13 protein-coding genes are annotated in these 24,118 nt (G+C 34.9%); 8 read left to right on the forward strand and 5 right to left on the reverse strand.

Going from position 1 to position 24,118, the window contains the following annotated elements; translation table 11 throughout:
- Positions 1–44: 44 nt before the first annotated feature.
- From nagB to LPB248_RS03910, 4 genes are all read right to left on the reverse strand, one after another.
- Positions 45–1,973, reverse strand: a complete 1,929-nt coding sequence (gene nagB, locus LPB248_RS03895; RefSeq protein ID WP_177210273.1) for a glucosamine-6-phosphate deaminase — start codon at positions 1,971–1,973, stop codon at positions 45–47.
- Between the two features lie 24 nt (positions 1,974–1,997).
- A complete protein-coding gene (locus LPB248_RS03900; RefSeq protein WP_177210274.1) occupies positions 1,998–3,377 on the reverse strand; it encodes a sugar MFS transporter in 1,380 nt (459 codons plus the stop codon).
- Between the two features lie 165 nt (positions 3,378–3,542).
- The gene (locus tag LPB248_RS03905; protein WP_177210275.1) at positions 3,543–4,424 is read right to left on the reverse strand and encodes a sugar phosphate nucleotidyltransferase; all 882 of its coding nucleotides are present in this window, start codon (positions 4,422–4,424) and stop codon (positions 3,543–3,545) included.
- Positions 4,425–4,429: 5 nt separating this feature from the next.
- Entirely contained in the window at positions 4,430–5,521 is a 1,092-nt protein-coding gene (locus LPB248_RS03910; RefSeq protein ID WP_177210276.1) for a galactokinase family protein, read from the reverse strand.
- 231 nt (positions 5,522–5,752) lie between these two features.
- Here LPB248_RS03910 and LPB248_RS03915 point away from each other — a divergent pair, with 231 nt between their 5' ends.
- Positions 5,753–6,793, forward strand: a complete 1,041-nt coding sequence (locus tag LPB248_RS03915) for a LacI family DNA-binding transcriptional regulator (protein WP_177210277.1) — start codon at positions 5,753–5,755, stop codon at positions 6,791–6,793.
- A 247-nt stretch (positions 6,794–7,040) separates the two neighbouring features.
- On the opposite strand, the gene LPB248_RS03920 is transcribed toward LPB248_RS03915, so the two are convergent.
- The gene (locus LPB248_RS03920) at positions 7,041–7,679 is read right to left on the reverse strand and encodes a sugar-binding protein (protein ID WP_177210278.1); all 639 of its coding nucleotides are present in this window, start codon (positions 7,677–7,679) and stop codon (positions 7,041–7,043) included.
- A gap of 680 nt (positions 7,680–8,359) precedes the next feature.
- Between LPB248_RS03920 and LPB248_RS03925 the strand changes: the two genes are divergently transcribed.
- From LPB248_RS03925 to LPB248_RS03955, 7 genes are all read left to right on the forward strand, one after another.
- Positions 8,360–11,464, forward strand: a complete 3,105-nt coding sequence (locus LPB248_RS03925) for a SusC/RagA family TonB-linked outer membrane protein (protein WP_177210279.1) — start codon at positions 8,360–8,362, stop codon at positions 11,462–11,464.
- Positions 11,465–11,500: 36 nt separating this feature from the next.
- Positions 11,501–13,012: a RagB/SusD family nutrient uptake outer membrane protein gene (locus LPB248_RS03930; protein ID WP_177210280.1), complete on the forward strand. Its 1,512-nt coding sequence runs from the start codon at positions 11,501–11,503 to the stop codon at positions 13,010–13,012.
- Between the two features lie 95 nt (positions 13,013–13,107).
- Entirely contained in the window at positions 13,108–14,514 is a 1,407-nt protein-coding gene (locus LPB248_RS03935) for an aryl-sulfate sulfotransferase (protein ID WP_177210281.1), read from the forward strand.
- A gap of 12 nt (positions 14,515–14,526) precedes the next feature.
- Complete coding sequence (locus LPB248_RS03940; protein WP_177210282.1) at positions 14,527–15,528, forward strand: c-type cytochrome; 1,002 nt, start codon at positions 14,527–14,529, stop codon at positions 15,526–15,528.
- Between the two features lie 37 nt (positions 15,529–15,565).
- A complete protein-coding gene (locus tag LPB248_RS03945; RefSeq protein WP_255463007.1) occupies positions 15,566–18,568 on the forward strand; it encodes a glycoside hydrolase domain-containing protein in 3,003 nt (1,000 codons plus the stop codon).
- A gap of 209 nt (positions 18,569–18,777) precedes the next feature.
- Positions 18,778–21,873, forward strand: a complete 3,096-nt coding sequence (locus LPB248_RS03950; protein ID WP_177210283.1) for a DUF5107 domain-containing protein — start codon at positions 18,778–18,780, stop codon at positions 21,871–21,873.
- 22 nt (positions 21,874–21,895) lie between these two features.
- On the forward strand, positions 21,896–24,079 hold the full coding sequence (locus LPB248_RS03955) for a M1 family metallopeptidase (RefSeq protein ID WP_177210284.1): 2,184 nt from the start codon (positions 21,896–21,898) through the stop codon (positions 24,077–24,079).
- The last annotated feature ends 39 nt before the right edge of the window (positions 24,080–24,118 follow it).

Genomic DNA, 24,118 nt, shown 5'->3' on the forward strand with positions numbered 1-24,118 from the left:
GACTAAAAAAACTTAGAATCTCAGAACCTTAGCAACTTAGCATCTTAGTAATGCCATCTCACGAAAGCTTCCATTGCAGCATAAGTCGCTAAACCTAACTGGTGATACAATTCTGCTGTTTCGCGGTTTCTGTCTTCTGCTCTCTGCCAGAACTCTCTTGCATCTGTTCCTTGGAAAACAACTCCGTCTTTTTGTGACTGGTGTTTGAAGATTCCGTGACGTTTTGCTAAAACTTGGTCCGGACTCATCGGAACTGCCATTTCAACTTCATCAATTCCCCACTCTTGCCAAGCTCCACGGTATAACCATAACCAGCAGTCGTTCATGAATTCTTTAGGTTTTAAAACTTTAACTGCCTCAAAAATAGCATCTAAACAAACTTTGTGTGTTCCGTGTGGATCTGCTAAATCTCCAGCTGCATAAATTTGGTGCGGTTTAATTTTTTCAATTAAATCTACTGTCAACTGAATATCTTCTGGTCCAATTGGTTTTTTCTCGATTGTTCCTGTTTCATAGAAAGGCAATTCCATAAAGTGAATTTGAGAATCCGGAAGACCAACAAAATGACTTGTAGCTCTCGCCTCTCCTTTTCTGATTAAACCTTTAATATAACGAACTTCTGGAATATCAATTTCACTATTCTTTTTGTTCTGTAAAAATGCTTCAGCCTTTTTGTAGATATTATCTGCCTCTTCGCTTTTGATTCCGAATTTTTCATTGTAATCAATTACGAATCTTGCGAAACGTAAAGCTTCATCATCTGCCACCGCAATGTTTCCAGACGTTTGGTACGCTACATGCACTTCGTGTCCTTGCTCTTGCAGACGCATAAAAGTTCCTCCCATACTGATAATATCATCATCAGGGTGTGGACTGAAAATCAATACACGTTTTTTAGCCGGTTCTGCTCTTTCAGGACGATTTGTATCGTCTGCATTTGGTTTTCCACCTGGCCAACCCGTAATTGTATTTTGTAATTTATTAAATATCTTAATATTAGTGTCATAAGCTGGACCTGAATCTGCCAACAAATCGCTCATACCGTTTTCTATATAATCTGCATCAGTAAGCATTAAAATTGGTTTTTTAAGATCTAGTGCCAATCCTAAAACTGCTTTACGAGTTAATTTGTCTGTCCAAACAATTTTCTCAACCAACCAAGGCTTGTTGATTCTCGTTAATTTTGAAGAAGCTTCTTTGTCTAAAACAAAAACTGCGTTGTTGTGCTCTTGCAAGAACGAAGCAGGAACTCGGTTTGTAACTTCATCTTCAACAGATTTTTTTACAATGTTTGCTTTTCCTTCACCCCAAGCTAACAAAATCACTCTTTTAGCTTCCATGATTTTTTTAACTCCAAGCGTAATCGCAGTTCTTGGCGTATTATTCAAACCAAAGAAATCTTTACTTGCAGCAACTCTTGTAATATGATCTAAAGCTACTAAACGAGTTTTAGAGTTTTGAAGCGAACCAGACTCATTAAATCCGATGTGTCCGTTACCTCCAATTCCTAGAATCTGAAGATCAATTCCGCCTAAAGCTTCAATTTTAGCTTCATATTCGTGGCAGTAATCTGCAATTTGCTCTTTTGTTAAAAGTCCATCTGGAACGTGAGCGTTTTCAGGTAAAATATCGACATGATCAAACAAAAGTTCTTTCATGAAACGAACATAACTGTTGATTGAATTTGGTTCCATTGGATAATACTCATCCAAGTTAAAACTGATTACGTTTTTAAAACTCAAACCTTCTTCTTTATGAAGACGCACTAATTCAGCATACAAACCTTTTGGAGAAGAACCAGTAGCTAATCCTAAAATACAAGGCTTTCCTTCTTTTTGTTTTTCTTTGATTAAAGATGCAATTTCTTGCGCTACTTCTTTTGAAGCATCTGTTGAGTTTTCAAAAACAACTGTGTTAATGTTTTCGAATCGTTTTTCGAAACCTGTTGCTTTGTCGATTTTACTTTTTAACATGATATATTAATTTTTATTTTTTGTTCAACTATTCCATTTCCTGTATTTATGCCCTTTAACAGCATAAAACAAAATCATTGCATAAGAAGGTAGCAACATTAAGTAAGCCAATTGATTTCCGCTTTTTGAAACATTTTGCATATTTTTTGCAACATTTGCAGAATTGATACTTTCGGTGATCATTCCATAAAAAAGCGGAAAAACTGCTCCACCGATAATTCCCATAATCAAAATAGCACTTCCAATCTTTGTATAACCTCCTAAATCCTGCAGAGCCATTGGCCATATTGCCGGCCAGCATAATGCATTTGCGAGTCCCAAAAGCGCTACTAAAAGTATCACCAATGGTATATTTGGAGCTCCTGGCAATGCAATCATTATCTTTGGAGAGATCAAAACAATTGCCATAACTAGCACCAAACCAAGCAATCCAGACACTTTTAAAGCCGTGACTTGCGAAACATATTTAGGAATCAAAACTATACCAAGAATATAGCCGATCACCATTGCTGACATGGTAAATGAGGTCAATTTGAGATAAAAATTCCCTTCTTCTCCATAAACTCCCAGCTGTTTTCCAAAAGCTCCAATCGAATCTCCCGCCAAAACTTCGGCAGATAAATACAGCATTAGAGTTATTACTCCTAAAACCAACTGCGGGTGCTGAAAAGCATTTTTAATTTGTTTAAAAACACTCAATTCTGACACATTTCCATCTTCGCCCAAATCAATTTCTGGAAGAGGAGAAAATTTCACCATTAAAGCTAAAACAGTAATAATCAACCCCATATAAAGATACGGTGTTTGTAATTGTAAAGCAAGAGAATTTAATGCGCTAGTTTTTGCAGCTTCATCCATCAAGGCAATTTTGTCTGCAGTAAAGTCCTGCATATTAGACAAAACCAAAATAGTAAGCACAATTGGCGCAACAAAACCCGCCAATTTATTTGCAATTCCTAAAACGCTGATTCTTGCAGCAGCACTTTCTCTTGGACCAATTACAACAACATACGGATTTGAAGCTGTCTGTAAAACTGCCAAACCAGTTCCCATGATAAATAAAGCTAATAAAAACAAGAGAAATGTACGACTTGAAGCCGCTGGATAAAACATAAAAGCTCCCGCGGCAATAATCAATAATCCTAAAGAAATTCCGTTTTTATATCCCACTTTTTCAATAATATAAGAAGAAGGAACTGCCATTACGAAGTAGGCAATATAAAATGCAAAAGTCACAAAATAGGCTTGCGAAGAAGTTAATTCGCAAGCTAATTCAAAAAACGGAATTAGTGGTCCGTTAAGCCAGGTTACAAATCCTAGAATAAAAAACAATAAGGTTAAGATTACCATCGGAACAATGGTACTTTTTTTCTCCAGCTGTAATGTACTTTGAATGTTTGTCATAATTTTTGGTTGATTTAGTTATAGATTTATTTAATTCAAAATCTAAATTAGAATCAACTCTCACATTATTGATTGCGTAATTTATGCAAATATCTGCATTTTTTTTGCAAAACAAAAGTACTACATTAAATTTCCTTAGTCTCTAATTTAGATATGAAAGTTTTGTTAATTTTTATTATTCCAATTTAAATCAGGATAATATTTTGCCAAATATGTTTTTACTTCGGCAATATCTTCTTTAGCAGTCAGGTCAGGAACGTGCTCAGAAAACGGAATTCCGATCGTTGTATTCGGATTTTCCTTAACGGAGTTCAAAAGAACCGTTGGCAACTCCTTTTCATCACGCTCGGGATGAACAGGACAATTTTTAAGATGTACATATAAGGTCTTGCCGTTAAACTTAAAAGCATTCATACTAACACGTATTTTTCCTTCAGCATCTTTATATTGCTCCAAATCTTCTTCTGTAGGTTTTTCTAAAATATCCAGCAACTGATTATTCTGGTCCAATTTTGCAATTGCAAAACGCGAAATACGCTCTAGCGGAAAATCCATTGCATCGCGATCATAACTAATAAAAGCATTCGGACTTTCAGTTTCTCTCAAAGCACGCAATGCTTCAGCCGAATACAAATTATCGCTATTGCAAACCGAATAAAACTGCGAATTTAGTTCTGGATATTGCTCAACAGCCTGAAAAAGAGCATCTGCAGTTCCAAAAGGCTTTACTCTTCCTTCAGGAATATACTGAACAGCAAATGAAATATTGAGTCCGTGAAAATCGTTATCCTTCATTTTACTTCCGTAAAATTCTTTAAACAATTCTCCTTGCTCTCCTATTATAATATAAATGTTTTTATAGCCTGCTTTTTTCGCATTCCATAAAAGATAATCCAAAAGAGGTCTTCCGCTTGCGCCAACACCTATTAAACCTTTACTCCTTTCATTAGCCTGAGCAATTTCTTCTGGAGAAAGATTATTGGTAACTGCTTCTTTTTTCATACGAGAAGAAGCTCCACCTGCTAAAATCACTAAATTGTCGTGCATTTTATTTAATTTTCAATATTATCAATAATTCGTACTCCGGGATCAACATTTACCGCGTAAGCTTCTTGTGCTCCAGCATGCAAAATCGCTTTTATAACCACATCTTCATACTTAGGATCAGCAATTACAACAATACTTCCACCACCGCCAGAGCCGACAATTTTTGCTCCGTATGCTCCTGCTTTTAATGCAGCATTAACCATTGCATCAATTCTCGGAACAGTTATTTTCAGTAAATCACGCAAAACCTCATGATGTCCATTCATTAAAGCACCAATTTTTTTAAGATCTAAAACTGGTTTTTCGAATTCCTTTAATGCTTCTTTGGTATAATGGTAATTTTTGATTGCCGCTTCAAAAAACGGAATCATACGGTCTGGAAGGCAATTTCTGTATTTATCCAAATCTTCTATTTCAGCAGCATTTAAATCAAACTGCGGATAATTCTGTTTTACAATATCAATGGCCATTAAAGCATTTCCTTTCAGCTCACCAAGAAGTCCGATGGTTTCCTTTGGAACACCTGAAACTCCTGTAATCAAACCTTTTAGCTCCGTCCCTATTACATTAAAAGAAAACGGTTTTTTGGTATTAATGTAAACAATATTTCCAACGCCAATACTAAAATGATCCATCATTCCGCCTGGTTCTCCGTGCTCTAACACTTCAGATTCATAACCTAATTTAGAAAGAAATTCGGGCGTAACTTCATGATCTATTCCGAAAGCTTCTATCAGGAAACGAATCCAAGCCATTAATAAGGCTGACGAACTCGAGGTTCCTGAATTAATTGGAATATCTCCAGTAATGGTAATCGTATAACCAGATGTTGGTTTACAGCCATATCTGCGCAAGACACGCAAAGAGGATGCAAAATAATCTCTTGGTTCTAATTTTTCGAAAGCCTCGTGTATATTGATAACTCGAATTTCATTAATATCAATCATATTCAGAACAAATGTGTCGGTCTGATTTTCTTTTGCTATTAATTTAATACTTCTATCTATCGCACAGGCTATAACAGGCAACCCTAAATAATCTTGATGATCTCCAAAAAGACAGGTTCGGCCGGGAGCTAATGAGGTAATTTTTTTCACGTAAACACATTGTGTTAAAATATTGCAATTCAATAAACTACAACATTATTAGGTTATATTTTTATTTTTGGTTTTCGGTTTTGACTTCACGAAACTATAGATTATATTTTTATAAAACAAGAAAAAATACAAAAATGTGCTCGAACACACTTATTTTATGTTCTCGAGCACATTTTATAATTCTTACAGAAAATTTACATTTATTAACTCAAAGTTTTTATATTTGCTTATATGGATAAAAAGTACACAATTAAGGATATAGCACAAATGGCCGGAGTTTCTAAAGGAACTGTGGATCGCGTGCTGCATAATAGAGGAAAAGTATCTCCTGCTGCACTCGAAAAAATCAATGAAGTTTTAAATGTAATTGATTACGAACCCAACTTAATTGCTCGAAATTTAAAAAGCACAAAAGTGTACCGCATTTGCGTTTTACTTCCAGATCCTGTATTTGACCCATACTGGCTCCCATGTGTTAACGGAATCCAAGACGCTATAACAGAATTTAAGGCTTATAATGTGGTTATTGAAACGCATTATTTCAATCCTGAAAGCACAAAATCTTTTTTAAAGACTCATGAAGCTATTGTAGCCAAATCGCCAGATGCTGTTTTATTAGCACCGCTTTTCCATAAAGAAACCATAGAAATCATAAAACAATATGAGGAACTGGGAATTATGGTAAACACTTTCAACAACCAAGTTGAATCTTCGTCAATAAAAAGCTTTGTTGGGCAAGATCTATATAAAAGTGGCCGAGTTGCTGCAAGTCTAATGAATTTAATTCTATCGAAAGGCCAAATCGCCATTATCCATATTGATGAAAGTCTTAAAAACGCCGTTCACATGCAGGAAAAAGAACGAGGTTTTAGAAGTTATTTTGAAGAGAAAGACCTTTCAGATTTTTCTTTAACCACTTTAAAACTGAAATATTCTAACATCGAAACTAAGCTTCCAGCCTTTATAAATGAAAATCCAGATTTAAGCGGTATTTTCATTACCACTTCAAAAGCTTACCAAATCGCTTCTACGCTTTCAAATATAACAGACGAAAAAATCGCTTTGATCGGTTATGACTTAGTTGATAAAAATGTCAGCTTTCTTAATCAAGGATTGATTCATTTTTTAATTCATCAGAATCAGAAGAGACAAGCTTATTTGGGAGTCAGCACTTTAGTCGAGCACTTTTTATTCAGAAAAGATATTCCGGAAACTATTTTGCTTCCTATTGATATTATAAATGTCGAAAATGCTTCTTTTTACGTTAGCTAAGTTTTTTTTGCCGCTAAGACTCCAAGGCACGAAGTTTTTTAACTTTCAAATTATAACTTTAATTGCCTCCAGCTTTAGCTGGAGGTTGTAGAATATCAACCAAAAGGGCTTTAGCCGAACTTGTGAAGTTCGGCTAAAGCCCTTTACTATCTTACTTTAACAACTCCAGCTAAAGCTGGAGGCAATTCAAATTAGATTTCCCCTTTAAAAAACCTTTTGCACCTTCGCGCCTTTGTGGCAGGCAAAACTATTCCATCAAAACAAATTTCCCAAAAGAAGAAGCGATATGAAAATTCGGTTCAGTAGTATTAGGATTTACCCACGTAATCCAGATTGGTTCATAATTTCCGCTTTTTCCCTTGACAAATTTAGCTCTGTAAACCCCAGTTTCGATACTATTATCATGAATTAAATCCAATTCTTTTAAAGATGCAATACTAATTGAGCCTGCAACAGTAAAAGAAACTTCGTCTTTTGAAGACGCTAACTTTATATGGTTTTCAGCCCATTTCCAGTCATAGTCAAAAATTTTATCTGGACGCGCTTCGAAATCCAACAATCTAATTGAAGGATCTATTTCTAAACAATAATAAGGATTAAGCTTATCATTACTCCTAAAAAAAAGCTCTACTCTATCTGAATTACAAATACTGTCTACACTATTATCTTTCTGATCCATATAAAGATCCGTATCAAAGACCCTAAAATTAAAATAAAAATTATCCTTATCCCAGAGCGCACGAAATTCAATTCTTAAAACTGGATCATTATTCCATGGAGAAGTAAAATCGGTCAAACAATTTGCTTTTTCCCAAAAAAAAGAATCTAAAATACGGGTTGCATTTTCTTGATTTTTATCTATTATTTGTACGTGGTATTCTTTCAAAATTCTTCTTCTTAAAATCTGTTAATTTTTCATTTTCAAAAAAGGTCAAAATGACCATTAATTCATTTCGCGTTTATGTCCTTTTTCTTCGTGACCAATATAGTTCAAAAATCGAATTAAAAAACAAACCGAATTCATAATTAAAACTAAAAATTCCGCTCTTTTCAGCATAAGAAAAGACTGCTTAATTTTTACGTTTTTCGTTTAGTGATTGCGAAATTCATAAGTTTTTAATAAATCCTTATTTATAATTCAAAAAACTACCAATATCACACACACTGTTTTTTCTAAATTATTTTAAAAATATCACAGCAATTTAAGTCAAAAAAAATGATTCACACAATTTTATGTGCTCGAGAACATAAAATTTGTGTGTTCGAGCACATTTTTTGTATTTTTTCTTGTTTTATAAAAATATAATCTCTAGTTTCGTCAGAGATTAATCTTAAAACTAAGTTAATTATGAAAAATATTCGGTGATTTTCAAGCTTCAGGAAAGTAAAAAATTGAGCTAAACAAGCAGTATTTAAAGCAAAAAACAAAAGCTCTGATTGATCTAAAAAAACAACTCAATCACAACACAATTAAAAAGACAAAATGAATTTCCAGATCAAAAAAGAAATCTAAAACCTACAAACAAAGAAAAAACAATTAAACATTAACCAAAACCAATTCAAAGTATGAAATTATTAACCCAAAAAAAGCCAAGAGATTTTCGGATTAACAATTTATCCCGTAAAGAAATCGGAATAACGGTTCTCTCGTTATTAGTTTTTACATTTCAAGCTTCTGCAGCTTCTTCTATAAATATTTCTGATAAAAACAACACGGCACTATTTTTTGAAAAAACTGTAAAAGGTACTGTAACAGATCAAAATGGCATGCCTCTTCCAGGCGCCAATGTTGTAGTTAAAGGAACTACAAAAGGAGTTCAAACTGATGTAGACGGAAGTTTTGCTATTACAGTTCCAGATAATGCTACAAAACTTGTGATTACTTTCATTGGTATGGAAGATCAAGAAGTAAGCATTGGAAGCTCTCCTCTAAAAATTGTCATGAAAGAAGCTGGACAAAAACTAGAAGAAGTCGTTATTGGATACGGAAAATCTAAGAAAAAAGACCTTACTGGTTCTGTGAGTTCACTTAGCAAAGACAATTTAAACTTAGGTGGAACGGTTGCAAACGTTGGACAAGCTCTTCAAGGGCGTGCTTCTGGAGTACAGGTTCAGCAAAATAGTTATGCGCCAGGAACAAATCCTCAAGTTGTAATTAGAGGTGGAAACTCAATCAATACTTCTAATGCTCCATTATATGTTGTTGACGGATTCATTACGAGTACTGGAGCTTCGATTAGTCCAAACGACATTGAAAATATTCAGATTCTAAAAGATGCCGCTTCTACAGCAATTTACGGTGCTCGTGGAGGAAATGGGGTAATTTTGATTACAACTAAAAAAGGAAAAGCTGGAAAAATGAATGTGGAAGCTGAGATTTCTGATGGTTTTCAAAATATCATAAAACAACCATCTTTAATGACTGGACAGCAATATGCAGATTATCAAAATGCTCTTAATGCTGAAAACGGAAGACCTCCACTTTTCCCTTCAAGCTTTCCTGTTGCCAACACTAACTGGTTTGACGCTGCAACTCGTCCTGGAGAAGTGCTTAACAGAACGCTTACTTTTAGCGGAAGCGACCAAAATTCAAAATTCTTTCTTTCTGGAAACTATTTAAAACAAACTGGAGCTATCGTAAATACTGATTTTGAAAGATATACTGTGAGAATGGGCGCAGAAAAGAAATTCAACGATAAGTTAAGCATGGGCATGAATGCTTATGGCGCTGTTGCTGAAGGAAATAATAGCGATTTTGGCGATAATATTTTGTCTCCAATGTTCTCTATCCAAACTGCTCCGCCAGCTATTCCAATTTACAATGCAGATGGTTCTTATTATAAATTTCAAGGAAAAGACAATGCATTAGCACTTTTACTTGAACCGACAGATCATACAATCAATAGATTGGTAAACGGAAACATGTTTTTGGATTATCAAATCATTAAAGGATTGACATATCATTTTGGTGCTGGTGCAGAATGGCAAGAAAATATTCAAGGAAAATATACTCCAAGTACTTTAGTAGCAGGAGCTGCATTAAAAGGTTCTGGTTCAGAAGAAAACAAAACGTATTTCAGATGGAGTACAGAGCAATACTTAACGTATAAATTTGATATCAAAGAAGTACATGCAATTACCGCAATGATTGGTACTTCTAACCAAAAAGATACTTACGAAAGAATGAGAGCTGCTGGAACAGGTTTTTCTAGTGACTTATTGACTTATTACAATTTACAAGGAGCTTCAGTCTATTTAAAACCTGAAACAGAAAAAACAGAAACGAAATTGACATCTTATTTTGGAAGGTTAAATTATGCATTCAATGATAAATACCTAGCAACCTTTACTATTAGAAAAGACGGTTCTTCTCGTTTTGGTCTAAACAACAAATTTGGTATTTTCCCTTCTGGAGCTGTAGCTTGGAAAATATCTAACGAATCTTTTATGCAAAACGTAAAAGCAGTTTCTGAACTTAAACTGAGAGCAAGTTATGGTATCACAGGTAGTGACGGTATTGGAGATTATGCTTATATGAGCCGATTGTCTTCTTGGGGTGTAACTATTGCTCCTGATCAATTCGTATCAGGGACTGAGCCAGCCAACTTAGCAAATCCAAATCTAAAATGGGAACAAACTGCTCAAACTGATATTGGTTTAGATTTAGGCTTATTTAATGATAAACTTTCTATTACATTCGATTATTACAAAAAAAGAACTAGTGATGCCCTTTTAAATGTTCCTGTTGGAGGATGGTGGGGATTTGATACTCAAAGAATTAATTCTGGAGTAATTGATAACCACGGTGTCGAATTAGGAATAAGCACTACAAACTATAGAAATGATAAATTTACTTGGACAACTTCTTTAAATGTGGCTTATAACAAACAAGAAGTGGTATCTCTAGCTGACAATGTAAAAATCATCAGCACAAATACTTCAAATCCAAGTGGAACGGTTTCTGGTCAAGAATTTACAAGATTGGAACCAGGAAAAGAAATGGGAGTTTTGTTTGGTTACAAATACGCAGGAGTTATCAAAACTGGAGAAACTTATGCTCCTCAACCATTATCTGTTGCTGGAGATCCTAAGTATGTCGACGTTGATGGCGATGGTAAGATTACAGCAAAAGATAGAACATATTTAGGAAATTCTATCCCGCATTATGTGGCTGGTTTTAATAACGATTTCAGGTATAGAAATTTTGATATGAATATCTTTTTCCAAGGCGCTTTTGATTATTCAGTTTACAATATGACTAAAATGGTTGGTGAATCTTCTACAAGCACAGATGCACTAAACCGTTGGGTTGCTGGAAAAAACGAAAACACAGATATTCCTAGAGATGGTTATTACAAAAGCACTTACGGAAGTTATGTGAACTCTAAATTTGTTGAAGAAGCGTCTTATTTACGTTTGAAAAATGTTTCTATCGGATATACAATTCCTGAAAGCGCATTAAAAACAGTTAAATTTATTGACAGCATCAGATTGTATGCGATTGGACAAAATCTATTGACAATTACAAACTATTCTGGAAATGATCCTGAGGTTAACGGACATTTTACTCCCGACAATACAACAAAACAAAATTTAGGTGGAGGAATCGACTTTAACTCATTCCCAGCTTCAAGAACTTTTATACTTGGAATTAAAGTAGCAATTCACTAGTCTAAAATGCTTTATAGTAACATTAAATTGATTAAAATGAAAAAATATACAATCTTATTACTTTTACTTGCCGCTGGAACACAAGTTTCTTGCAATCAGGATCTTGATCCCACGGTATATAGCAGCTTGACTAATACCAATGGGTATCAGACAAAATCGGATGCTATTGCGGCTATCAATTCCATTTATGGAAGATTAAAAGGACCTTCTGTAGGCGATAACTTTTCGTATTGGGCTACAAGACACTTTGCACTGACTGATATCGCTACAGATTTAGGACACTGCCAATTTGGAGGAGATCCAGGACAATTATCATTAGGAACTTGGAACTCGGCAAACGGTCTTCTAAAAGAAGATTGGAACGCAATGTATAAATTGATTGCCAATGCTAATAATGCGATTTTCAACATTACACCAATGAGTGGCATTACAGCTGCAGAAAAAGCTCAATTTATTGCAGAAGCTAAATTCTTAAGATGTTCTGCTTACATGGATTTAACAGATTCTTGGGGACCAGTAATTTTAATTACAGAAGCCAATCTAGGAAATCCTGGTTATTTAGATCAAACTCCACCATCTTCTGTAGAAGAAATCGATGCTTTTATAATTAAAGAATTAACCGAAGCTGCTGATGTGCTTCCAGTTAATTATAAAAACAATGATATTTATGGTACAAACGATGTGGGACGCGCTACAAAAGGAGCTGCTCTTACATTATTGGCAAAATTATACTTGAGAAGCCATGATTGGCAAAAAGTGGTTACCTATACACAAAAAGTAATGGATTTAAACGAATATCATTTATATCCTTCTTACTTAGGTTTGTTCAAAGAAAGTAACAAATGGTGCAGCGAAAACATCTTCTCTTCTTTAAGCGACGCCAACACAAACGGAACTGAATTATTAAATCACTTTGGTCCTGTTGATCACCCTGTTGTTCAAAACAGATGGCAATATTATACTGTAAACTGGGATTTCTACAACACTTTTGGTGACGAAGATGAAAGAAAACAATGTTTCTTCCCAGAATTTATGGGTACAGACGGTCTTCTTCATAAACAAGCACCTTCATTGGGAGCGCAACCGCCAGCTGGAGAATTCTACATGCAAGACGTTTCTACAAAAAAATATGCAGACGACGAAACGACTACTTATTATGACGGTCATAGTGTAAACATTCTTCGTTATGCTGATGTTTTATTGAGCAGAGCTGAGGCTTTAAATGAAATTAGCGGACCAACTCAAGAAGCGATTGACCTTATCAATCAAGTAAAAGGAAGATCTCATGCAAAACTTTTGGTTTTATCAGATCATAATCAATCTAGTTTGAGAGATGCCATTTTACAAGAAAGAGGATGGGAACTTTTCTACGAAGGAAAACGCCGTTCAGATTTAATCAGAATGAACAAATATGATGTTTTGGTGAATGCATATCACCTTAGAGTTGGAGAAGCAGCTTTAATCAAAATGCCACAAAATAAATATTATACTTATCCACAAAGTCAGGTAGACCTTAATCCAAACTTAAGCAACTCCGACAGACAATAAATTACCTATCAAGAATAGACAGTTAAATGTCTGTCTATTCTTGATTTTTTACAACAATAAAAGTACTTTTCTGTTTCACAAAAGAAGCTTTTCAGATGATTAAAAAATTAATACAATACGGAAGTTTTATTTTAGTCCTGCTTGCATTGGCAAGTTGTTCTAACAACCAAATTATCTCCAATATCAATATTGGCACTCATGGCAACAACGAACTGAAAATTCAGATCGATGTTACTACGAATGACCAAGCTCAGGTAAATGCAGAATATTGGTCTGACAAAAAAGGAATAGAACACAAAATAACCTCTCCTATTTCAAATTCTGGTTTAAAACATTCATTAGTACTTTGCAACATTACTCCAGAAACCAATTATAGTTTTCAACTAGTAACGGTTCAAGGCGACAACAAACAAACTAGTAAAGTTTATACTTTTAAATCGAGAAAACTTCCAGAATGGCTACAAAAGCAATTTAAAGCCAATTGTCCGAAACCAGAATTGCTTCCTGAAAATTTCAAAAAAGGATTTTTGCTTTTAGCCAAAAGAGAAACTCCGGGAACTGCTTATATCGTTGACTACAAAGGAAATCTAAGATGGTACCATACGCTCGAAGGGACTGGATTTAAAGTCGTTCATTTTACAAAAGACCAAACGATTCTTTCTATTTTGGGTACAAATGATGAACCAACAAGTTATGGAAGTGAAATTCTAGAAATTAACCTTAAAGGTGATACCTTAACTCATATCAAAAAAGGGCAAGGCGATTTGAAGCAGGTTCTTCATCATGAAATCATAAAAAAATCGGCTGATGAAATTATCGCTTTAACTGTTGAGCAAAAAATAATTGATTTGACTTCTATCGGAGGAAAAAAACAAGATACTATCAACGGAGACGGAATTATAATCTTAAATAAAAAAGGAAAACAGCTTTGGAAATGGAGTGTTTTTGATGATTTAGATCCGTTTAAAGATAAGGATTTACTAAAAAACAAAAAAGATTGGACACATGCCAACAGTTTGAGCTACGATACAGATGGAAACTTTTTAATTTCTTTCTACAACAATGGTCAGATTTGGAAAATCAATTCTAAAACAGGAAAAGTAATCTGGAAATTAGGGAAAGGCGGCACAATGAAAATGGCTCCAGATGCTAATTTCTCTCAAGCGCATGCCGCACATATCGATCAAGAAGGCAGTTTATTGTTTTTTGATAATGGAGTCGACATCAAACAATCTTCTGTTTTTGCACTAAAAGTGGATGAAAAAAACAATGATGTAAAACTTGATTTTCATATCAAATTACCAAAAGATATATACAACGACAGAATGGGAAGTGCTTATATGATCACTAAAGACCTCTTTTTGGTTTGTTGCTCTAAAAGACATATTACCGTTTTAACCAATAAAAAAGGTGTTTTGTTATGGGCTTTAGAATCTGAAATTCCGCCATACAGAACCATCTTTATTCCTGAAGAAAAACTGAAACCTTTTCTTCTAAATTAAAAAATAGTACCCATGAAAAAAACAATTCTTATCGGACTTTTTTCAGCATTATCAATGGCTGTTTTCAATTCCTGCACCAAATCAAATTCACAGACTTTAGCTTCAAATACAATCAAAGAAGGAGAAGAAGATGAAGGCTATATCACAGTTGATACTTCTCAAATTCCAGACGATCAATTTGGAGAATCGGTTCGCTATGGAAGAGAATTAATGATGAAAACCGCTTATTATATTGGACCAAACGGAAAAAACGGACAATATTTAGGCAATAAAATGAACTGCACCAATTGTCATCAAGATGCGGGAACAAAACCTCATGCATTCAATTTAATGTCTTCACATGACAATTATCCACAATATCGCGGACGCGAAAACAAAGTACTTACTTTAGCAGAAAGAGTTAATAACTGCATTATGCGTCCGCATTCTGGAAAACCGCTTCCGTTGGACAGCAAAGAAATGGTGGCGTTTTTATCTTACTTTAAATGGATCAGTAAATTTGTTCCAAAAGACGGTAAGTTTAAAGGAGCCAAAAATTTAGAAATCGAATTTCCAGATGTTGCCGCAAGCCCAGAAAGAGGAAAAGTTTTATTTGCCGAGAACTGTGCAAGATGCCACGGAAATAATGGCGAGGGAGTTTACAATGCCGACAAATCGGGTTACACCTACCCTCCACTTTGGGGACAATACGGTTATCAGCCTGGTTCAAGCATGCACCGCGTAATCAAACAGGCACAATGGTTAAAAAGCAACATGCCTTATGATAAAGTACTGCTTGGAAAACCGTATCTTACAGACAAACAAGCGCTTGATATTGCTGCTTATGTAAATGACGATTCCCAACATTCAAGACCAAATCCAAAAACATTGGATTATCCAGACAAAATGGGCAAACCAATCGATTATGCACACAGTCCATTTAATGATAATTTTACTGAAGAACAGCATAAATACGGCCCTTACAAACCTATTATAGCTTATTGGAAAAAACAAGGATGGAAAGCCGTTTACTAAACTCAAAATATACTATTTAACCTGATTATACAATACAATGAAACTAAACCTAAACAACACAACGCTTTTAAGCAGAATATTGATAATGTGTTTTATCACGATCAGTATTCCTCTAACTGCACAAATTAAATATTCAGACGGAAATGACAGCTGGAATCCAAACAAACTAGGGAATCACCGTGCTGTAGTTGCTTTTTCTGGTTCAGGAAATGTTGCTAAAACAACCATCGAATGGCGAAGAAGAGACACGAATCCAGAACTTAAAAAAATTATCGTTCAGGATGCGTCTGGAAAAGAAATTCAGAACATAAAAACCGAAAACATCAATCGAGAAAACGGTACTATTTACTTCGAACCCATTTCTGGAAAAGGAATATATTACGTATATTATATGCCTTATGTAGACGAAGGAACTGCAAACTACCCAAAGGGAATTTATCAGAAACCTGAAGACAAAGCCGATGCGAAATGGCTTTCTAATGTAAAAGCAAACTTAAAAGACAATGCGGCTGTAACAGAAATTCAGAGCGTGAATGCTTTCAATAGTTTTTACCCAATGGAAGTAATTGCTACAGCTGCCGAAACTTCGGCTCTTGTGGCAAAGAACAGCGGAAATTCTTTCTTAGTTTTCCCAGAAGACAGAGAACATTCTATCAAATTAAAATCAGATTTGCCACAAAGATGGATTCAGAAAGGCGTTCAAAACAACTTTTCTGATACGGCAATGAAAGGTGAATATTTAGCTTTTCAATTGGGAGTTTATGCTCTTGAAGATTTAAAAAACATAAAAGTAACTTTTACCAATTTAGTTAGTACAACTGGCGCAACAATCGAAGCGAAAGATATCAGCTGTATCAATACTGATGGAACTCGATATGATGGCACTCCTTTCACCAATACTGTTTCTGTTTCAAAAGGAAAAATTCAGGCAATGTGGTGCGGTATCGATGTTCCGCAAACTGCTGCTGCTGGAACTTACAACGGAAAAGCAACTGTAATTGCTGATGGAAAATCAAAAGAAATCAATCTACAAATTACGGTTTCTAACCAAGTAACGAAAAACGGAGGCATTGACAGTCCAGAAAAAATGACACGTCTAAAATGGTTAAACTCAACTTTAGCGCAAGAAAATACAGTTATTGCTCCTTATACTCCATTAACAGTAAACAATTCTGAAATTGCTTTATTAGGAAGAAAATTAATTTTAGCTCCAAACGGATTCCCTGCGCAAATTCAGACTTTCTTTACTCCAGAAATGACTTCTGTAACTACAAAAGCAAATGATGTTTTAAGTTCACCAATCGATTTTCATTTTGTTGATGCATCAGGAAAAGAAGTGCAATGGAAGAACAACGGTGTAAAATTCACTAAAAAAGAAGCTGGAACAGTTTCTTGGGAAAGCACTTCCACTTCAAAATCAGTTCAAATGGATGTTAACGCTTCTGTTGAATTTGATGGTTTCGTACATTATATCGTGAAAGTTACAGCTCTTGAAGATGTTTCATTTAATGACATTAATTTCCAAATGCCAATGCAGCCAACATCTGCAAAATACATGATGGGATTAGGTCAAAAAGGTGGTGATCGTCCTGCAACTTTCGATTGGAAATGGGATGTAGCGCATAAAAATCAAGACGGCGCTTGGATTGGTGCTGTAAATTCTGGATTGCAGTTTTCTTTGAGAGACGAAAAATATAGCCGCCCTTTAAATACTAATTTCTATTTACAAAAACCTTTATTACTGCCTACTTCATGGGGTAACGAAAATAAGGGAGGTATTACAATTGCGCCAAACCAAAAATCAGTTTTAGTAAATGCATATAGCGGTGCTAGAACAATGAAAAAAGGCGATGTTTTGTATTACAACTTCAACTTATTGATTACGCCTTTCCATACCATAAATACCGATTTTCAATGGGATACAAAGTTTTATCACAAATACAGCCCGATCGATTCTATTGCTAAAACTGGAGCAACGGTAATTAATATTCACCACGCAAATGCAATCAATCCTTATATCAATTATCCTTTTATCGAATTCAAAAAGATGAAAACGTATATCGATGAAGCACACGAAAAAGGATTAAAAGTAAAAATCTACAACACGGTTAGAGAGGTTTCTAATAAAGCTTATGAGACTTTCGCTCTTAGAAGTTTAGGTCACGAAATCTATTCTCCAGGAAAAGGTGGCGGATTCTCTTGGTTGCAAGAACACGTTGGAGACGATTATATCGCTGCTTGGTTTGTTCCTGAAATTAAAGATGCTGCGATTGTAAATAGTGGCATGAACCGTTGGCACAATTATTATGTGGAAGGAATGAATTGGCTGACTCAAAATGTTGGTATTGACGGAATTTATCTAGATGACGTTGCTTTTGACAGAATCACCATGAAACGTATCAAAAGAGTTTTGACTAAAGACGGACATCCTGGAATTATCGATTTGCATAGTGCTAATCAATACAACAAAAGTGACGGATTTAATAACAGTGCCAACTTATACATGGAGCACTTCCCGTACATCAATAAATTATGGTTTGGAGAATATTTTGATTACGAAAAAAATCAGCCTGACTTTTTCTTAACTGAAGTAAGCGGAATTCCGTTTGGATTAATGGGAGAAATGCTTCAAGATGGAGGAAATCCGTGGAGAGGAATGGTTTACGGAATGACAAACAGATTGCCTTGGAGCGACGGCGCTGACCCAAGAAACATCTGGAAAGTTTGGGATTCTTTCGGAATTAAAGGTTCTGAAATGATCGGATATTGGAGCGAAAACTGTCCTGTAAAAACAAACAACGACAAAGTTCTAGCAACGGTTTATAAAAAGAATGGAACGGCTTTAATTTCAATCGCAAGTTGGGCAGATGCTGATGTAAATGTGAAACTAAATATTGACTGGAAAAAACTAGGAATCAATCCTGCAAAAGCAACTATTACTGCTCCAGAAGTCACCAATTTCCAGCCAGCAAAAACGTTCACAGCAAAAGACGAAATAACTGTTCCTAAAGGAAAAGGATGGTTATTGATTGTGAAGTAAATTAATAGACCCGATTAGTCTAAGCTCCAGAGGAGCGTAATATTTATAGATAATTCATTACGATTTTATGAACCTCCAGCGGAGCGACATATTTCGCTCCGCTGGAGCTTCTATTGACATAAAATTGTATTCCTATAAATATTACGTCCCGCTGGGACTTTCAGACAATAACTATTATGAAATAACCAAAAGTAACCAAGCTCTCCATCATGAAATTTAGACCATTACTATCCTTTTTACTCCTTGGAAGCCTTTTTGTCTCAGCACAAAACAAACCCACTATAAAAGAATACAAAAAAGTATTTACGACATATCCATTCTCAGATCCTGATCCGATTCCGAAACCTGATACTAAGTTTTATCCGTATTTCCGTTTTGACGGTTTTACTGATAAACCCGTTCAGAAAGAATGGAAAGTAATCGAAATTGAAAACGATTATATCAAACTGATGATTTTGCCAGAAATTGGTGGAAAAGTTTGGTCTGCTATAGAAAAATCTACAGGAAAAGATATTGTTTACAATAATCATGTTGTAAAATTTAGAGACATTGCCATGCGCGGACCTTGGACAAGCGGTGGTGTTGAAGGCAATTACGGAATTATCGGACACACGCCAAACTGCGCTACTCCTGTCGATTATAAAATCATAAACCGAGAAGACGGAAGCATCAGCTGCGTTATTGGGGTTTTAGATTTATTGACCAGAACTTCTTGGAAATTAGACATCAATCTGCCAAAAGATAAAGCGTATTTTACCACAAATTCGTTTTGGTCTAACACAACCGAATTCGAACAGCCTTACTATACTTGGATGAATACGGGAATTAAAGCGGCCGAAAATCTACAGTTTATTTATCCAGGACAAACTTATATTGGTCATAACGGAGATTACCATCCATGGCCAATTGACAAAGAAAACGGCAAAGATTTATCGTTCTACAAAAACAACAATTTTGGTGGTTACAAATCGTACCATGTATTCGGAAAATATGATGATTTCTTTGGTGGATATTACCATGACGAAGATTTCGGAATGGGAAGATATGGCAATCACGATGATAAACCGGGCAAAAAAATCTGGATTTGGGGATTGTCTCAACAAGGAATGATTTGGGAAAAATTATTAACTGATACTGACGGACAATATGTAGAAGTGCAAAGCGGAAGATTATTTAATCAAGCGAGCGAAGGCAGTAATCTTACGCCTTTCAAACAGCGCTCATTTGCACCATATCAAACAGATACTTGGACCGAATATTGGTTTCCTGTAAAACAGACCAAAGGTTTTGTAAAAGCCAATAATTATGGTTCAGTCAACATTAAAAACGAAAACGGCTGGCTGAAAATCTATTTTTCTCCGCTTCAAAAACTAAATGAAAAAATTGAAGTTTTTGAAAATGACAAAAAAGTATATTCTAAAGATATTGCTTTAAATACATTGCAAACTTTCAAAGATTCAATTCAGGTAAAAGTTGATTCTAATAAATTGAAATTTGTTTTGGGTGGCAATAAATTGGTTTGGAATTCCGCTCCAGAAGATGGAAACATCAATCGTCCTGTAGAGATACCAAAAGATTTTGATCATAATTCGGTTTACGGATTGTATCAGCAAGGAAAAAATTATATCAGTTTTAAAGATTATGTTCTGGCTGAAGATAAATTGAATGCTTGTTTGAAACTAGATCCGAACTACGCTCCTGCCCTTTCTGCATTGGCTTCTTTACAAATCAGAAAATTAGATTACAAAGCTGCTGTAAATTCGGCAAGCAAAGCTTTATCGATAGACACTTATGACCCTGCGGGTAATTATTTTTATGCTTTGGCTAATTTCCATTTAGGAAATAATACCGATGCAAAAGATGGTTTTGATATTGCTGCTGCAAGTGTCGAATTCCGCAGTCCAGCTTATACCGCTTTAAGCAAAATTTATTTGGCCGAAAACGATCTTTCAAAAGCGATTGAATATGCTGAAAAAAGCTTGATATTCAACCAATACAATATAGAAGGTTTACAGGTTTTAGCAGTTTTATATCGTTTACAGAATAATACAGATAAAGTAAATTCAGTTTTAAAAACTATTACAAAATTGGATCCGTTGAATCATTTTGCTGATTTTGAAAAATACCTTTTGAACAATTCAAACGATTCAAAAAATACATTTGTTGCTGCCATTCAAAATGAAATGCCAGAACAAACTTTCCTTGAATTAGGAATCTGGTATAATAATATCAGTCGAAAAGAAGAAGCCTTAAAAGTGTTTTCTATTGCAGAACCAAGTGCAGAAATTATCTATTGGAAAGCCTTTTTAGAAAATAAACCTGTTGATATAAGCAAAATCAAACCTGGAACTAGTTTCCCTTTTAGAAATGAAACTGCTGAAATTCTGAAATCATTAATTAAAACGAATGATCAATACCAATTAAAATATCATTTAGGTTTAATTGAATGGAATCGTAACAGCATTTCAGAAGCTAAAAGATTGTTTTCAGAAGGCGGTGCAAAACCAAATGATCCTGCTTTTTATGGCGCAAAAGCTTCTTTATTCAAAGACGATCCTTCAATCGTATTGGCAAGTCTTCAGCAGGCAATAAAATTGGATCCACAAGGCTGGAGATACCATAAAATGCTGGCAGAACATTATATCGCTCAAAAACAATTTGATAAAGCGCTTACAACGGCTGAATCTTTCTATAAAAAACATCAAGATAATTATTTGATTGGAATGCTTTACGCTAAAACTTTATTGCTAAATAAAAAATACCATGAAGCCGATTCGTTCTTAACCAAATTGCAAATTCTTCCGTTTGAAGGCGCAACAGCAGGAAGACAATTGTATCATGAAGCTAAATTGATGCAGGCTTTAGCAGAAATCAAAAACAAGCAGTACAAAAAAGCATTACAATTTATTGCTGATGCCAAACTGTTTCCAGAGAATTTAGGCGTTGGGAAACCGTATGACGAAAACATAGATGAAAGACTAGAAAACTGGCTAGATTATCAATGTTATAACAGTCTTGGAAATAAAGAAATGGCCTCTAAATCTTTAGATAAAATCGTCGCTTTCCGTCCTGTAGTGGATAATACAGTTATGAACTTCCTTCCGGCAAACAATCTTGTTTCGGCTTGGGCAATAGAAAAGACGTCTTCTTCACAAGAGGCTGAAAAATGGATTAAAACTCAGGCAGATTTATATCCGACAAATAAAATAGTGCAATGGACTTTATTGTCTTACACCAAAAAACCATCGAATATTTTGAGTGAAGATGAAAAAGACGGTGAAGTCAGAATTATCGAAAAATTGTAAAGAACTTTCAAAAACAATAAAAATGAAAAACCATTTTTTAAAATATACTTTTTTGGGTCTTGTCGTTTTGATGAGTCCAAAAATAGAGGCACAAAACAAAGCAGAAAAGGTTGATGAATTATCCATTTACCGTGCTACTCCATTAAAAACACACGATTTAATTCATACCAAATTGGAAGTTTCATTCGATTATGGAAAACGTTATTTGTATGGAAAGGAATGGATTACATTAAAACCTCATTTCTACGAAACTGATTCGCTTAAGTTGGATGCAAAAGGAATGGATTTTAAAGAAATCGCCATTATTGACGGTAAAAAAAATATTCCATTGCAATATAAATATGATAACGAAGAACTTTCAATCGCTTTAAACAGAAAATATAAAAGCACAGAAAAGTACACGATTTTCATCAATTACACCGCAAAACCAGCAGAATTGAAAAGCAAAGCGGGCGAATCGATTACCAACTCAAACGGATTGTATTTTATTAATCCTGACGGAAAAAGTGACAAACCAACACAAATATGGACGCAAGGCGAAACAGAAGCTTCTTCTTGCTGGTTCCCGACAATCGATAAACCAAATCAGAAAACAACTTCTGAAATTGCGATGACTGTTGAGGCAAAATATACGACTCTTTCAAACGGTAAATTAACCTCGCAAAAAGTAAATAAAGACGGGACAAGAACGGATATCTGGAAAATGGAACAGCCAAATGCACCTTATTTGTTTATGATGGCCGTTGGTGATTTTAAAATCTATAAAGATTCATATAACGGTAAAGAAGTCAGCTATTATTTAGAGCCGAAATATGCGCCATATGCCAAACAGATTTTTTATAAAACGCCAGATATGATGAATTTTTACAGCAAAATGCTTGGCGTAGAATATCCTTGGGCAAAATATTCGCAAATTGTGGTGAAAGACTATTTTGGAGGTGCGATGGAAAATACGTCAGCAACCGTTCATGGTGAATATGTACAAAAAACAGAACGAGAATTATTAGATGATAATCAAGAAAGCACCATTGCCCACGAGCTTTTTCACCAATGGTTTGGAGATTATGTAACGGCTGAGTCGTGGTCAAACTTAACCATGAATGAATCGTTTGCTACTTTTGGAGAAGTGCTTTGGCACGGGCACGATGCCGGACAAGATGGTGAAGACAGATCTCGTTATGAAAAATTACAGAATTATTTACGTTCTCAAAAAAATGGTGACAGTCCTATTTTAGCACGTTTTCATTACAGAAACGCAGACGATATGTTTGATAATATCAGCTACTCTAAAGGTTCGATTATTTTATATGCCATGAAAAATCAAATGGGTGATGAAGCCTTTTTTAAAGGACTAAATCATTATTTGACCACAAATGCTTATAAATCTGGTGAGCCACATCAGTTGCGTTTATCGATGGAAGAAGTAACTGGAAAAGACTGGCTACCTTATTTTGATCAGTGGTATTATAATGCTGGAAGTCCGATTCTGGATGTGACTTATAAATACGCTAATGGAAAAGTTACCATTACAGTAAGTCAATCTCAAGATAGTTCGGTGCAAACCTTTACACTGCCTTTAAAAGTTGATTTTTACGTAAACGGAACTAAAATAAGAAAGGATATTTTAATTGATAAAAGACAACAAAGTTTCAGTTTTGATCTTCCTTCAAAACCTGAATTTATTGATTTAGATCCAGATAAAATCTTAGTTGGAGAAGTGAATGTCGATAAAAAAACGGCTGCTGATTATCTTTTTCAGTATAAAAATGCGCCATCGTATTATAACCGAATTGAAGCTATAAAATTTGCTTCAAAAGACAGAAGTCAGGAATCCCAGCTTATTTTACTAGATGGCTTAAAAGATCCTCAAGAAGATTTAAGAGTATTGAGTATCAAAGCAATTGATTTAAATGAGAAACAAAACAAAGATCAAGTTTTAAAAACACTTCTTGATATTGCTAAAAACGACAAAAAAACAATCGCAAGAGCAAATGCTATTGTAAAATTAGCTTCTACAGGCGATGCTTCTTATAAAGTATTGATGGACGAAAGCCTTAAAGAACAATCATACAACGTAATTGCTGCGGGATTAACAGGATTAACAAAATACGCACCAGCCGAAGCAGATAAAGCATTGGCTTCATTAGATGACGATACCAAAAAACATGTAACGCCATTAATGAAAAGATTTAGTAGTCAAAAATAATTATAGGAATTCTTAGAATCTGTTTTGTTTTTGAAAACC

The sequence above is a fragment of the Flavobacterium sp. LPB0248 genome (assembly GCF_013388355.1).
Lineage (GTDB): Bacteria > Bacteroidota > Bacteroidia > Flavobacteriales > Flavobacteriaceae > Flavobacterium.

What these genes read in the sequence shown, in the direction of transcription:
- nagB (WP_177210273.1), bottom strand. Translation starts at nt 1,973, where the DNA reads ATGTTAAAAAGTAAAATCGACAAAGCAACAGGTTTCGAAAAACGATTC.
- LPB248_RS03900 (WP_177210274.1), bottom strand. Translation starts at nt 3,377, where the DNA reads ATGACAAACATTCAAAGTACATTACAGCTGGAGAAAAAAAGTACCATT.
- LPB248_RS03905 (WP_177210275.1), bottom strand. Translation starts at nt 4,424, where the DNA reads ATGCACGACAATTTAGTGATTTTAGCAGGTGGAGCTTCTTCTCGTATG.
- LPB248_RS03915 (WP_177210277.1), top strand. Translation starts at nt 5,753, where the DNA reads ATGGATAAAAAGTACACAATTAAGGATATAGCACAAATGGCCGGAGTT.
- LPB248_RS03925 (WP_177210279.1), top strand. Translation starts at nt 8,360, where the DNA reads ATGAAATTATTAACCCAAAAAAAGCCAAGAGATTTTCGGATTAACAAT.
- LPB248_RS03930 (WP_177210280.1), top strand. Translation starts at nt 11,501, where the DNA reads ATGAAAAAATATACAATCTTATTACTTTTACTTGCCGCTGGAACACAA.
- LPB248_RS03935 (WP_177210281.1), top strand. Translation starts at nt 13,108, where the DNA reads ATGATTAAAAAATTAATACAATACGGAAGTTTTATTTTAGTCCTGCTT.
- LPB248_RS03940 (WP_177210282.1), top strand. Translation starts at nt 14,527, where the DNA reads ATGAAAAAAACAATTCTTATCGGACTTTTTTCAGCATTATCAATGGCT.
- LPB248_RS03945 (WP_255463007.1), top strand. Translation starts at nt 15,566, where the DNA reads ATGAAACTAAACCTAAACAACACAACGCTTTTAAGCAGAATATTGATA.
- LPB248_RS03950 (WP_177210283.1), top strand. Translation starts at nt 18,778, where the DNA reads ATGAAATTTAGACCATTACTATCCTTTTTACTCCTTGGAAGCCTTTTT.
- LPB248_RS03955 (WP_177210284.1), top strand. Translation starts at nt 21,896, where the DNA reads ATGAAAAACCATTTTTTAAAATATACTTTTTTGGGTCTTGTCGTTTTG.